Source organism: Kitasatospora sp. NPDC096128 (genome assembly GCF_040303105.1).
Classification (GTDB): domain Bacteria; phylum Actinomycetota; class Actinomycetes; order Streptomycetales; family Streptomycetaceae; genus Kitasatospora.
On the sequence record NZ_JBEOSP010000037.1, the window covers coordinates 1 to 12,873 of the forward strand.

Below are 12,873 nucleotides of genomic sequence, written 5' to 3' on the forward strand. Positions count from 1 at the left end.
GCTGGACTTCGAGGAGATCCAGATCCCGCCGGGCCCGCGCCTGGGCAGCGTCGTCATCGAGGTCGAGAACCTCAACAAGGTGCCGGCCCGCCCGACGCCGTTGCGGTGCCGCGGGCATTGTCGAGGACGAATGCCAGCGCTTGCACCTATCAAGCGCATGCAACTATTGTCGAGGCACGTAAGGCGCACTAGCAATCTCACGGAGGTCGCGCCACCATGCCCCTCGCACTCCTCGCCCTGGCCATCGGCGCCTTCGGGATCGGGACCACCGAGTTCGTGATCATGGGCCTGCTGCCCCTGATCGCGGACGACTACGGCGTGTCCGTCCCCACCGCCGGGCTGCTGGTCACCGGCTACGCGCTCGGCGTGGTCGTCGGCGCCCCGCTGATGACCGCCCTCGGCACCCGGATCAGCCGCAAGACCATGCTCATGCTGCTGATGGGCCTGTTCGTGGTCGGCAACCTGCTGTCCGCCGTCGCCCCGAGCTTCCCGCTGATGCTCGCAGGGCGGATCGTGACCTCGCTGGCCCACGGCGCGTTCTTCGGCATCGGCTCGGTCGTCGCCGCCGAACTCGTCGCCCCCCACAAGAAGGCAGGCGCCATCGCCGCCATGTTCACCGGACTGACCCTCGCCAACATCGTCGGCGTGCCGCTGGGCACCTTCATCGGCCAGGCCGTCGGCTGGCGCACCACCTTCACCGCCGTCGCCGCCCTCGGCCTGATCGGCCTGCTCGGCATCGCCAAGCTCGTCCCCGCCCTGCCCCGCCCCGAGGGCACCCGCCTGCGCGGGGAGTTGACCGCCTTCCGCAACCCCCAGGTCCTGCTCGCGATGGCGATGACCGTCCTGGGCTTCGGCGGTGTCTTCGCCGCGATCACCTACATCGCCCCGATGATGACCAGCGCCGCCGGCTACTCCGAGGGCGCCGTGACCTGGCTGCTGGTCCTGTTCGGCACCGGCATGTTCCTCGGCAACCTGCTCGGCGGCAGGTTCGCCGACCGCAAGCTGATGCCCCTGCTCTACACCACCCTCGGCGGCCTGGCCGTCGTACTGGCCCTGTTCACCCTCACCGCCCACGACAAGACCGCCGCCGCGGTGACGATCCTGCTCGTCGGCGCCCTCGGCTTCGCCACCGTCCCCCCGCTCCAGAAGCGCGTCCTCGACCAGGCCCACGGCGCCCCCACCCTCGCCTCCGCCGTCAACATCGGCGCCTTCAACCTCGGCAACGCCCTGGCGGCCTGGCTCGGCGGCCTGGTCATCTCCGCCGGCCTCGGCTACACCGCCCCCAACTGGGTGGGCGCCCTGCTCGCCACCGCCGCCCTGCTGCTCGCCCTCTGGTCCGCCGCCCTCGAACGGCGCGACCGGCAGCGCGCCCCGGCCGCCGAAGGCGCCCCCGCGCCTCGAACCCCCGTCCACCACTGACCCACCCGGCATCCCGATAGGAACGGGCGTGGCCGGGCGGGCGGTTCAGGTACTCCGTGAACCGCCCGCCCGGCCCGTCCACGCCCCGGACGTGCGGCATGATCGGTACGGATCAACCGCCGACCGAGGAGCCAACGGATGAACCGCCCCGCGCGCACCGCCGCCCTGGCCGCACTGGCCCTGCTCGCCACCGCCGGCTGCTCGGCCACCCCCGCCCGGGCCCGCTCCCACCCGCCCACCTCCACCTCCACCGCCACCACCACCGCCCCCGGGCCGAGCGGACCGGTCGCCTGGAGCGGCGGGTTCCGCGGCTACGGCACCCCCCAGTGGCAGCACTCCTGGGGCGTGGCCGCCCAAGGAACCTGGGGCGCACCGGACTTCGGCGCCGTCGAGGACCCAGCAGCGCCGAGCGGCGGCCCGGCGCTGCGGGTGACGTACGGCGCGGGCTCCTCCGCCAACACCTGCACCGACTGCCCCAATCCCGGCGGTGGGCAGTTCTACACCGACCTCAACGCCCTCGGCCTGTCCGCCCTCGCCCAGGGCCCCACCCTGGACCTCAAGTACTCCGTCCGGTTCCCGGCCGGCCGCGACTGGGGCAAGGCCGGCAAGCTGCCGGGCCTGTACGGCGGGAAGATCGGCCAGGAGTCGGGCGGCAACCACGGCGCCGGGTGGTCGACCCGCTACATGTGGCGGGCCGCCAAGGGCAGTCCCGACAACGGCGAGGTCTACCTGTACACCCCGAGCAACTCCGGCCCCACCGGCTACGGCGTGGACGAGGGCCTGGGCGACTGGCACTTCCAGGCCGACGACCGCTGGCACACCGTCGAGCAGCTGGTGAACCGGAGCACCGGCGACATCACGGTCTGGTACGACGGCCGCCAGGTGCACGCCGCCACCGGCACCGCCTCCGGCATCGGCTCGATCCCCTTCGGCGGGGTGCTGTTCTCGACCTTCTACGGCGGCCACGACACCAGCTGGGGCCCGGCGAGCACCCAGCAGGCCTACTTCGCCGACTTCTCGCTCTCCGCCGGCGTCCAGCACTGACGGGCGGACCGGCGCGGCCCCGCTCCACGCGGTGAACTCCACTTGGAGCGCAGGGGAGTTCATGCCGAGCGCCCGGCTGTACGGTGTTGCGGTGAACGCCCTCCCGCTCCGGACGGTGGTGCCGGGACCGGCCCTCATGGGAGGTCCCGGCACCCTCGTCAAGGGGGTTTCCGGACTCTGAGACCTCCGGCTGGGAATGGTCTGTGAAGGGGCGGCGAAACCTGTTGCGGTCATGCCATACTGCGCTGGTGACCTCAGCCAGCCTAGCGACACCCCCGGACCGCACCAAGCCCCAACTGGGCCGGAAATTCACCATGCTGTGGTCGGCGTCGTCGATCTCGGCGGTCGGCGACGGCATGCGGGACTCGTCGCTGCCGCTGCTCGCCCTGGCCATCTCGGACTCCCCGTCGGCGGTGTCCGTGGTCGCGGTGGCCGGATCCCTCCCCTGGCTGCTGATGTCCCTGTTCGGCGGAGTCATCGCCGACCGCTTCGACCGCCGTCGGCTGATGTGGACGATCGACCTCGGCCGCGCCGCCATCGTGCTGGGCTTCGCCGCCTGCGTCTTCTCCACCACCCCGCCGCTGGCCCTGCTCGCCGCGCTGGCCTTCCTCCTCGGCTGCGGCGAGACGGTGTTCGTCAACGCCGCCACCTCCGCCATCCCGGACGTGGTCGGCTCCGACCGACTGGACGTCGCCAACGGCCGGCTGCAGGGCGGCCTGCTGGTCGGCCGGATGATCGGCCCACTGGTCGGCACCACCCTGTTCGCCGTCGCGGCCGGCTACCCGTTCACCGTGGACGGCCTGTCCTTCGCACTGGCCGCCGCCCTGGTCGCCGCCACCGGCCGCTCCGGCGCCACCCGGGCGAAGTCCGAGCGCCGGGTCATGGCCGAGGTCCGCGAGGGCGTCCGCTGGCTGTACGGGCACAAGCAGCTGCGCCTGGTCGCCTCGCTCTCCGCCGTCGCCGCGGCCGCCTCCTCGCTCGGCATCACCATGATGGCGCTGCTGGTCACCCGCACCCTGCACGAGCCCACCTGGGCCTTCGGCGCCGTCCTCGCCACCGGCGTGGCGGGCGGCACGGCGGCCAGCATGCTGGCCGGCCGGATCGGCGAGCGGATGGGCCGACGGGCCCGGATCACCCTCTCCTTCGTGCTGATGGGCTCCGCGCTGCTGCTGATGGGCCTGAGCCCCTCGGTGTTCCTGGTGGCGCCGCTGTTCGCGCTCGGCAACTTCGGCGTGGTCATCTGGAACGTCCAGGCGATCTCGCTGCGCCAGCAGACCGTGCCCAAGGAGCTGCTCGGCCGGGTCAACAGCTGTTACCTGATGCTGATGCGGATCGGGATGCTGATCGGCGCGACCCTCAGCGGCTGGATCGGCTCCACCGTCAGCGTCCGCACCCCGATCATCATCGCCGGCGCCCTGATCCTCGCCGCACTGGTCGTGATCCCGCGGATGGGCGACCTCGAACCGGCCCCGGCGCCCGCCGCCGAGCAGTCGGTCGAGCAGCCGGCCGGCTGACCGCCCGACCTCGGGTCGAGCCGATCGCGGGCCGAACGGCCCCTCCCCCTCCTCACCCCACTGCCGCCCGCCCACCGCCACCGACGCGGCCCGTCGCCATGAGCGCACCTGCGCACGCACTCTAGGATGACGGCATGAGCTCCGGCGCCGATCTGGCAGATGCACACCGCTCGCAGCAGCGCGCCGAGGCGCGACTGGACGTCGCCGCGTCCGTCCTCTCCCTGCTGGCCGACCGCACCCGGCTGGCGCTGCTGGAGCGGCTCGGGCGGGGCGAGGCGGACGTGACCACGCTGACCGAGGCGACCGGCGCCGCCCGGCCGTCGGTCAGCCAGCACCTGGCCAAGCTGCGGCTGGCCGGGCTGGTCGCCACCCGCAAGGACGGCCGTCGGGTGGTCTACTCGCTGCGCCACGGCCACCTGCGCCGGCTGGTGGACGAGGCTCTGAACGTCGCCGACCACCAGATCGGGCACCTGCCGCCGCACGACTGAGTCCCGGGGCCCGCGCACGTGGGGCATCCGGTTCCGCCCCACTCCGCCCCACCCCACTTCGTTCCGCCCCGCCCCACTCCGTTCCGCTCCGTTCGACCAATAGGTGCACAGGTACGCACGCATTGCCTATGATGGACGCACACCACCCCCTTCGCCACCCCCGGACGGGCCATGCTGACCGTGCTGCGCAACCGCACCTACCGCCACCTGTTCACCGCCCAGGTCGTCGCCCTGGTCGGCACCGGCCTGGCCACCGTGGCGCTCTCGCTGCTGGCGTACTCGATAGCCGGGAGCGACGCCTCGGCCGTGCTCGGCACCGCGCTGGCGATCAAGATGGTCGCCTACGTGACCGTCGCCCCGCTCGCCGGAGCCCTCGCCGGGCTGATCCCCCGGCGCACCCTGATGGTCGCGATGGACCTCACCCGGGCCGCCGTCGCACTCACCCTGCCGTTCGTGGACCGGGTGTGGCAGGTCTACGTCCTGATCTTCCTGCTCCAGGCCGCCTCCGCCGCCTTCACCCCGACCTTCCAGGCCACCATCCCCGAGGTGCTGCCCGCCGAACGCGACTACACCCGGGCGCTGTCGATGTCCCGGCTGGCCTACGACCTCGAATCGCTGTTCAGCCCGGCCCTGGCCGCCCTGCTGCTGTCGGTCGTCCCGTACAACTGGCTGTTCGCCGGGACGACCGCGGGCTTCCTCGCCTCCGCCGCCCTGGTCGTCTCCGCCGTGCTGCCCAAACCCCGTCCTGTCGAACGCGGCAGCGGGTTCCACCGCCGGGCCGCGGCGGGCACCCGGCTGTTCCGGGCCACCCCTCGGCTGCGGGCCCTGCTCGCCCTGGACCTCGCGGTGGCGGCGGCCGGGGCGATCGTCTTCGTCGACACCGTCAACGTGGTCCGCGACCACTTCCACCGCCCGGCCGGCGCCGTCTCGCTGGCCCTCGGCGCGTACGGAGTCGGGTCGATGCTCGCCGCCCTGCTGCTGCCCCGGCTGCTGGCCCGGGTCAGCGACCGGTCCGTCATGCTGCCCGCCGCCTTCGCCCTGCCCGGCGTCCTCGCCGCCGTCACCGTGATCATCGCCGCCCCGGCCGGCACCGGCAGCTGGCTCGCCCTGCTCGCCGCCTGGGCCCTGGTCGGCGCCGCCAGTTCGGCCGTCCTGACACCCGGCGGCCGGGTGGTCCGCCGCTCCGCCGCCGACCCCGACCTGCCGGCCGCCTTCGCAGCCCAGTTCTCCCTCTCGCACGGCTGCTGGCTGCTCACCTACCCGCTGGCGGGCTGGCTCGCGGCCGGCGCCGGGCTCCCGGTCACCGCCGTCGTCCTGGGCGCGGTCGCCCTCGCCGCCGCGCTGGCCGCCGCCGCCCTGTGGCCCGCCCGGGATCCGGACGCCCTCGCCCACCTCCACACCGACCTGCCGGTCGGCCACCCCCACCTCGCCGACGCCCGCCCCGCCGCCGGCGGCGCGTGGCAGCACGGCCACCACTTCGTCATCGACCAGCACCACCCCAGCTGGCCCCGGCCGCCCCGCGCCGCGCTGAACTGAGGCCCGGCGCAAGGCAGTTCGCCGGCCGGGTCGAACAGCCGGCGCAGCCGGGGGTCGAGCCGGCCGAGCGTGCCGAGGGCGCCGGCGACGCTAACCCCTGGTCACCGGGATGCTGTGCGCGGCCATCGCGGCGACCAGCCGGTCCGGCTCGTCCGGGGTGATCACCGGCTTGACCCTGGCCCCGAGGTCGACGACGAAGGCGACGCTCTTGTCCACCCGCCCCAGGTCGAGGTTGAAGTAGTGCACGAAGTCCCCGGAGCCCCAGATCCGCCACCGCCCGCCGACCCGGGTCAGCGGCACCTGCCGCAGCCCGCGGATCCGCCCGTACGGGATGCGCTTGGCCGAGGCCAGCGGGAAGTAGTACCGGCGAATCACGAGCTCACGCGCGGTGCACGTCACCAGACCGTCGTTGTACATGCGGGCCAGGCTAACCCCGGGCCTGGGTGCGCGCCCTGCCATCGGAGGCCCGTCCGGGCAGGTCCGCCCGGACGCCGCATTGGGGGGACTACCTGGTGATACGCATACTGCTCGCCGAGGACGTGCCCATGGTCCGGGGCGCACTCGTGGCACTGCTCGACCTGGAGGACGACCTCCCCGTGCTCGCCGAGACCGACCGCGGCGCCCAGGAGGCGCGGCGCCCCGGGCGAGTCGGGGCGCCCCCGGCCTCAGCGTTCCCGCCCGCGGGGCTTGAGCGGCAGGTCCGGCAGCTCCGGGGCGGGGAGGCGGGCGCCGGCGTAGCCGCGGACCTCGCCGAAGCGGTCGCCGGTCATCCAGGCGGTGCGGGCCTCGGCGATGTCCTCGGTCGAGCGGCCGATGAAGTTCCACCACATGACGATCTTCTCCTCGAAGGGCTCGCCGCCGAGGAGCAGCGCCGAGGCGTCGGAGCGGGCGAGGAGCGGGAGTCGGCGGCGGCCGCAGCCGAGGTAGAGCATCGAGCCGGGTTCGACCGGGACGCCGTCGACGTCGATCCGGCCGGTCATGGCGAGGACGGCGTACTCGAACTCCGGGACCAGCGGGAGGGCGAGGTCCGTGCCCTCGGTGAGGGCGAGGTCGGCGCCGACCAGCGGGGTGTGGGTGGTGCCGGGCGAGGTGGCGGTGTCCAGGGTGCCGAGGATGACGGTGGCGCGCAGGCCCGGGGCGGTGACCACCGGCAGGTCGGGGTGGTGCTCGAAGGCGGGGGCGGTGTGCCGGTGGGCGTCCGGGAGGGCGACCCAGAGCTGGGCGCCGTGCAGGTAGCGGGCGTGCGGGCGCGGGGACTCTTCGGAGTGGGAGATCGCCCGGCCGGAGGTCATCAGGCCCAGCTCGTACGGCCGGACGGTCTGCAGGCTGCCGAGGCTGTCGCGGTGCAGCACCTCGCCCTGATGGAGCCAGCTGACCGTCTGCAGGCCCATGTGCGGGTGCGGCGGCACCTGCATGCCGGGCTCGTCGGCGATGTCATCCGGGCCGTAGTGGTCCACGAAACACCAGGCGCCGACCATCCGGCGGCCCAGGCCGGGGAGCAGCCGGCGGACCATCGTGCTCTCGCCGAGCCGGACTTGACGACCCGTCAGCAGATCCTTCACCGGCCCGTCGCTGGCCTCGCGGCCGCAGCTGGTCGGGGCGGGCCGGAGGTCGAGGTTGCTCATCGCGGTTCCACCACCGTAACGGGAAGGGCCGGGCGGAGAGGAGGTACACCGTCACCGATCATCCGTCACGGTGCGGGGTTCCTCCACCCGTGCCCGGCCATCCGGCGGCGCCGCGGGGAGTGGGGGGTTTCAGTGCTCGCAGGCCCACCAGGCGTCCGCGCTGGCCCTGGAGGCGAGCTCGCGCAGGCCGCGGACGGCCTCGGCCGGGTCCGCCGCGCCGTAGACCGCCGAGCCGGCCACGAAGACGTCCGCGCCGGCCTCGGCGCAGCGCTCGATGGTGGCCGCGGAGACGCCGCCGTCGACCTGCAGCCACAGCTCCAGGTCGTGCTTGGCGATCAGCTCACGGGTGCGGCGGATCTTCGGCAGCATGATGTCCAGGAAGGCCTGGCCGCCGAAGCCGGGCTCGACCGTCATGATCAGCAGCATGTCGAGCTCGGGCAGCAGGTCCTCGTAGGGCTCGATCGGGGTGCCCGGCTTGAGCGCCATCGAGGCGCGGGCGCCCTTGGCGCGGATCTCGCGGGCCAGCCGGACGGGGGCCGCGGCGGCCTCGACGTGGAAGGTGATCGAGCCGGCGCCGGCCTCGACGTACTGCGGGGCCCAGCGGTCCGGGTCCTCGATCATCAGGTGGCAGTCCAGCGGGATGTCGGTGGCCCGGGCGAGCGACTCGACCACCGGGACGCCCAGGGTCAGGTTCGGCACGAAGTGGTTGTCCATGACGTCCACGTGCAGCCAGTCGGAGCCCCGGACGGCCTCGGCCTCGTCGGCGAGCCGGGCGAAGTCGGCGGAGAGGATGCTGGGGCTGATCTGGGGCATGGCCGACTACCTTCGGACGAGGGCTTGCGAGGGCTGGGCGCCCGGGGGCGGGCACCTCGCCCCATCATCTCGCGCCGCGCCGCGGGCGACCGCACCCGCGAAGCCCCGCGTGACCGTGATCACACGTCGCCCGGGTTGCCGGGAGCACCCTCTCGGCGGTCAGCTCGGGAGCGACCACGACCGACCACGACCGACCACAAGCGACCACAAGCGACCGCCGACGGCCACCCGGGCCCCGTCGGCGTCCGACTGCCCGTCCGGCCCCGCCAGGAAGAGGAAGGTGTCCCGATGTCCGATCCCGTCCACCCCGCCCGCGCACTGTGGTGGCTCTTCGAGCCGGTCTACGCCGTCACCTTCCTCCAGCCGGAGAGCCGGGCGGCCTTCGAGGCGATCGGGCTGGACGGCGGCTGGCGCGGCTACTTCGCCGCCCGCTCGGCCCCGCTGGGCGCGGTGGGCGCCCCGCCGGTGATCGCCGCATTCTTCAGCTTCGCCCCGGCGGCAGTCGAGCGCGCCCTGCCGGAGGCCTGGTCGCACGCGAGCCCCGAACAGGCGCTGGCCGCCCGGGCCGAGGGCTCGGCGGCGGTGCTGGCCCGGCTGCTCGAAGCCGTGGACCGGGACCGGGTCGAGCGGACGGCCGAGGCACTGGAGGCGGCCGCGGCCCGACTGGACTGCGCGGGCCGGGTGCTGGCCGCCGCCAACGCCGCGCTCCCCCGGCCCGCGGACGTGTACGGGCGGCTGTGGCAGGCCGCGACCACACTGCGCGAGCACCGCGGGGACGGCCACGTGGCCGCCCTGGTCGCGGCCGGGCTGGACGGCTGCGAGGCGCCGGTGCTGCACTGTGCGACGGGCGCCGCCCGCGCGGTGCTCCAGCCGCTGCGCGGCTGGACGGACGCCGAGTGGGACGCGGCCGCGGAGCGCCTGGTCGAGCGGGGCTGGCTGACCCCGACCGGCGCGGTCACCGAGCTGGGCCGGATCCGCCACCGGGACCTGGAGGCCGCCACCGACCTGGCCGCCGGCCGGGTCTGGGAGGACCTGCCCGCGGGCGAACTGGACCGGCTGACCGCCGCGTTGCGGCCGATCGCGGCGATCTGCCGGGAGCAGATGCCGGTCGACCCGCTGGCGATGCCGCCGGTGCCACCGGCTCCACCGGCTCCACCGGTGCCGGCCTGAGCGGGCCGAACGGGGCAGGGCCGGGCGCGCGAGGGGGTGCGGCCACCCCCACGTGACCGCCGTCACACCCCGCCGGGGATTACCGGGGCCGTCCTCGTGGTCATCAGGACGTGAACGGCCCACGCACCCGCCCGGGCGGCCCCGGCACCCCGACACCCCGACACCCCGACACCCCGCCGCCCGCGCGACCGCCTGCGCCGTGCCGACCAGCCGAGCTCCCCGCGCCCGCCCGGAGCCCCGTCCGAGGAAGGTCTGCCGATGGCCGATCTCGTCCATCCCGCCCGTGCGCTCTGGTGGCTCTTCGAGCCGGTGCACGCCGTCACCTACTTCCAGCCCGAGTGTCGCGACGCCTTCGAGGCAGCCGGCCTGCGCGGCTTCTGGCGCGGCTACTTCGGCGGCCGCTCCGCCCCGCTCGGCGTGGTGGACGCGCCGCCGGTGACCGCCGCGTTCTTCAACTTCGCCCCGGCGATGGTCGAGCGGGCGCTGCCCGCACTGTGGTCGCTGGCGAGCCCGGAGGAGGCCCTGGCCGCCCGCACCAAGGGCTCGGGCGCCGCCCTGGCCCGACTGCTGGAGCACGTGGACCGGGGGCAGGTCGAGCGGGCGGTCGAGACGCTGGAGGCGGCCGCGGAGCGGCTGGACTGCGCGGGCCGGGTGCTGGCCGCCGCCAACACCGCGCTCCCGGCGCCGCCCGGGCTGTACGAGCGGCTCTGGCGGGCCGCCACGGTGATGCGCGAGCACCGTGGGGACGGCCACGTCGCCGCGCTGGTCGCGGCCGGGCTGGACGGCTGCGAGGCCCTGGTGATCCGCTGCGCGATGGACATGCGGCGCGAGCAGCTCCAGCCGGTGCGCGGCTGGACGGACGCCGAGTGGGACGCGGCCGCGGAGCGCCTGGTCGAGCGGGGCTGGCTGACCCCGACCGGCGCGGTCACCGAGCTGGGCCGGATCCGCCACCAGTCCCTGGAGGCCGCCACCGACCTGGCCGCCGCCCGGGTCTGGGAGGACTACCCGCGGGCCGAACTCGACTCCCTGGCGGCCGCGTTGAAGCCGATCTCGGCGCTGTGCCGGAGCGGCCTGCCGTTCTACCCGGTGGGGCTTCCGGACAACAGCTGACCCGGCGGCGCCTGGCCGGGCGGCACCTGGCCGGACGAACCCCCGGTGCACGAAGCCCGGCCGGACGACGCCCGGGCGGACGACACCTGACCCTCGACGGCGCCGGGCGGGCCGAGCACGATCCCCCGCCCGGCGTAGAACTGCCCGAACGTGCGCCACGGCACCCGCGCGAAGGCCTGCGACTCCCCCGGGAAACCGGAGGGGTTGTGGATCAGCAGCGCCGTCTCGGTCGCACCCACCGCCAGCACCAGGTGGCCGCCCCGCCGCACCGGCTCCGGCCCGTTCGGCTCCCGGATCGACGGGTGCACCGAGAGCATCACCAGCCGCCCCGCCGCCAGCTCGGCCGCGACCTCCGCGGGCGTCGCCTCCGCCGCCCGGGCGGCCAGCCCCCAGCGCCGCCGGGCGTACTCGGCGAACGGCACGTGGACCAGCCCGCGCAGGCTCTCGCCGTCCCGGACGTACGCGCCGGCCGCCAGGCACTCACCCGCCAGTACCATCGCCGCCGGGGTCACCCCCCACCAGTGCTCCAGCACCATCCGCAGGCAGGCCACCCCGCACAGCCGCCAGGACCACCAGGCGTACTCCTCCGGGGTGGCCGCCCCGGACTGGCCCCAGCGCGGGTCCCGGGCCGCGTCCAGGTGCCCGTCGACGATGTCCCGCACCAGCTCCGCGGACTCCCACTGCGCCCGGTACGGCACCTCGTGCACCACCCGCGCCGGTCGCGCGGCGCCGCCCTGATCGACCATCCCCCGACGCTCCCACACCGGGGCGGCCGGACGGACTCACGACACTCCTTGAGCGTCCGTCCGGTCCTCCGCGCGGTGCGGGCAGTTCAGCCGCTCCGCACCGGCCTCCGCTTCGCCCGTGCCGCCCGTGCCGCCCGTGCCGCCCGTGCCGCCCGCACCGCCCATGCCGCTCGCACCGCCTGTGCCGCCGCCCTCCGAGCGGAAGGCCAGACGCTGGGCGGCGTGCCGGCCGCGCGCCTCCAGCGGCAGCTGGCCGGTCGCGCCGGCCAGGCCGAAGGCCGGCATGTCGAAGTAGATCGATTCGTAGCCGCCCTCGGGGACGATGTACGTCTCGTGCCAGAGCCCGACGTGACCGCGGAGCTTGCCCTCCCGCACCTTCCGGTTGGCGATGCCCCAGACGGTGTGGTGGAAGCCGTCCGGCGCGCTCGCGTAGCGGTAGAGCTGCTCCTTCGACTCCCAGTACTGGACGACGTACCAGGTCCGCGGGGAGGCGGTGAGCAGGATGCGCCCGCGCAGGCCGCGCTCGGGGCTGCGGCCCAGCTCGTACAGCATCCGGAGCATCGCGAACATCACCGGGCCCCAGTGGTGCACCGCCCAGAGGCGGTTGATCCGCATGCCGATCAGCAACACCACGGTGTCGCCGGTGGCGGCAGCGGTGGTGTAGCCCGGCTGCGGTTTGGCGAACAGGTTCATCTGTGCCTCCCGGTACTCGCGCTCATGTAATCGGCGATTACATCAGCGCGCACCAGGCCGGTCAAGGCTCGCTACAGCCACAATTCCGTTACCGCACAGGCGGTTTGGCGGTGCCGGCGATTCCCTCCCGGAAGGTGTCCAGCACCCGCACGGCCAGCTCCTCCGCCCGCTCGGCCGGCAGGTAGCCGTCCACGATCATCTGTGCCAGCCCGTACACCAGCGCCTGACCGGCCAGCAGCACCAGCTTCGGATCGCCGGGCCCCACCAGCCCCGCCCGCTGGTCCGCCGCGACCAGCCCGGCGAACGCCCGGTCCAGGCCGTCCAGTTGCTCCCGCAGCTCCGGATCGCGGGTGGCCGTGAACGCCCGCGAGCGCACCAGCTCGAACCGCCGTGGATGGCGCAGCGCGTACCGGACGAACCCCAGCCCGAGCGCCCGCATCGCCGACCCGCCGACCGCCTCCGCGGCCGCCACCTCCGCCTCCTGCCAACGCGCGAAGTCCGCCAGCACCCGGTCCGCCACCGCGGTCAACAGCGCCTGCCGGTCCGCGAAGTGCCGGAACGGCGCCCCGGCCGACACCCCGGCCCGGCGCGCCACCTCCCGCACGCTGACCTTCTCCTGCCCCTGCTCGTCCAGCACCTCGCACGCCGCCGCCACCAACGCCTCCGGCAACGCCCCGTGGTGGTACGCCTCCCGCTCCCTCATGGGTGCCTTGCT

12 protein-coding genes and 1 pseudogene are annotated in these 12,873 nt (G+C 74.6%); 7 read left to right on the forward strand and 6 right to left on the reverse strand.

Features of this window, described 5'->3' with window-relative positions:
* Nucleotides 1-216 precede the first annotated feature (216 nt).
* From ABTY61_RS31755 to ABTY61_RS31775, 5 genes are all read left to right on the forward strand, one after another.
* Nucleotides 217-1,419, forward strand: coding sequence for an MFS transporter (locus ABTY61_RS31755; RefSeq protein ID WP_350508579.1), 1,203 nt, complete (start codon nucleotides 217-219; stop codon nucleotides 1,417-1,419).
* A 138-nt stretch (nucleotides 1,420-1,557) separates the two neighbouring features.
* Nucleotides 1,558-2,463, forward strand: a complete 906-nt coding sequence (locus tag ABTY61_RS31760; protein WP_350508580.1) for a polysaccharide lyase — start codon at nucleotides 1,558-1,560, stop codon at nucleotides 2,461-2,463.
* 248 nt (nucleotides 2,464-2,711) lie between these two features.
* A complete protein-coding gene (locus ABTY61_RS31765; protein ID WP_350508581.1) occupies nucleotides 2,712-3,977 on the forward strand; it encodes an MFS transporter in 1,266 nt (421 codons plus the stop codon).
* A 134-nt stretch (nucleotides 3,978-4,111) separates the two neighbouring features.
* The gene (locus ABTY61_RS31770) at nucleotides 4,112-4,465 is read left to right on the forward strand and encodes an ArsR/SmtB family transcription factor (RefSeq protein ID WP_350508582.1); all 354 of its coding nucleotides are present in this window, start codon (nucleotides 4,112-4,114) and stop codon (nucleotides 4,463-4,465) included.
* A 171-nt stretch (nucleotides 4,466-4,636) separates the two neighbouring features.
* Nucleotides 4,637-6,001: an MFS transporter gene (locus ABTY61_RS31775; protein WP_350508583.1), complete on the forward strand. Its 1,365-nt coding sequence runs from the start codon at nucleotides 4,637-4,639 to the stop codon at nucleotides 5,999-6,001.
* A 90-nt stretch (nucleotides 6,002-6,091) separates the two neighbouring features.
* On the opposite strand, the gene ABTY61_RS31780 is transcribed toward ABTY61_RS31775, so the two are convergent.
* The 3 genes from ABTY61_RS31780 to rpe all read right to left on the reverse strand — a co-directional run bounded on the left by ABTY61_RS31780 (nucleotide 6,092) and on the right by rpe (nucleotide 8,439).
* Entirely contained in the window at nucleotides 6,092-6,418 is a 327-nt protein-coding gene (locus ABTY61_RS31780; protein ID WP_350508584.1) for a hypothetical protein, read from the reverse strand.
* Between the two features lie 248 nt (nucleotides 6,419-6,666).
* Nucleotides 6,667-7,626 carry a pirin family protein gene (locus tag ABTY61_RS31785; RefSeq protein WP_350508585.1) on the reverse strand — a complete coding sequence of 320 codons (960 nt, stop codon included), beginning with the start codon at nucleotides 7,624-7,626 and terminating at the stop codon, nucleotides 6,667-6,669.
* A 129-nt stretch (nucleotides 7,627-7,755) separates the two neighbouring features.
* Nucleotides 7,756-8,439 carry a ribulose-phosphate 3-epimerase gene (rpe, locus tag ABTY61_RS31790; protein ID WP_350508586.1) on the reverse strand — a complete coding sequence of 228 codons (684 nt, stop codon included), beginning with the start codon at nucleotides 8,437-8,439 and terminating at the stop codon, nucleotides 7,756-7,758.
* Between the two features lie 288 nt (nucleotides 8,440-8,727).
* Between rpe and ABTY61_RS31795 the strand changes: the two genes are divergently transcribed.
* Nucleotides 8,728-9,609 (forward strand): SCO6745 family protein, encoded by an 882-nt coding sequence (locus ABTY61_RS31795; protein ID WP_350508587.1) that lies wholly within the window; start codon nucleotides 8,728-8,730, stop codon nucleotides 9,607-9,609.
* A gap of 258 nt (nucleotides 9,610-9,867) precedes the next feature.
* Nucleotides 9,868-10,719, forward strand: a complete 852-nt coding sequence (locus ABTY61_RS31800; protein WP_350508588.1) for an SCO6745 family protein — start codon at nucleotides 9,868-9,870, stop codon at nucleotides 10,717-10,719.
* On the opposite strand, the gene ABTY61_RS31805 is transcribed toward ABTY61_RS31800, so the two are convergent.
* From ABTY61_RS31805 to ABTY61_RS31815, 3 genes and pseudogenes are all read right to left on the reverse strand, one after another.
* Complete coding sequence (locus tag ABTY61_RS31805; RefSeq protein ID WP_350508589.1) at nucleotides 10,689-11,465, reverse strand: cysteine peptidase family C39 domain-containing protein; 777 nt, start codon at nucleotides 11,463-11,465, stop codon at nucleotides 10,689-10,691. The genes ABTY61_RS31800 and ABTY61_RS31805 overlap by 31 nt on opposite strands.
* A gap of 192 nt (nucleotides 11,466-11,657) precedes the next feature.
* Nucleotides 11,658-12,152 (reverse strand): annotated as a pseudogene (locus ABTY61_RS31810) (DUF4188 domain-containing protein); the annotation flags it as partial.
* 94 nt (nucleotides 12,153-12,246) lie between these two features.
* Nucleotides 12,247-12,861: a TetR/AcrR family transcriptional regulator gene (locus tag ABTY61_RS31815; protein WP_350508590.1), complete on the reverse strand. Its 615-nt coding sequence runs from the start codon at nucleotides 12,859-12,861 to the stop codon at nucleotides 12,247-12,249.
* Between the last annotated feature and the right edge of the window lie 12 nt (nucleotides 12,862-12,873).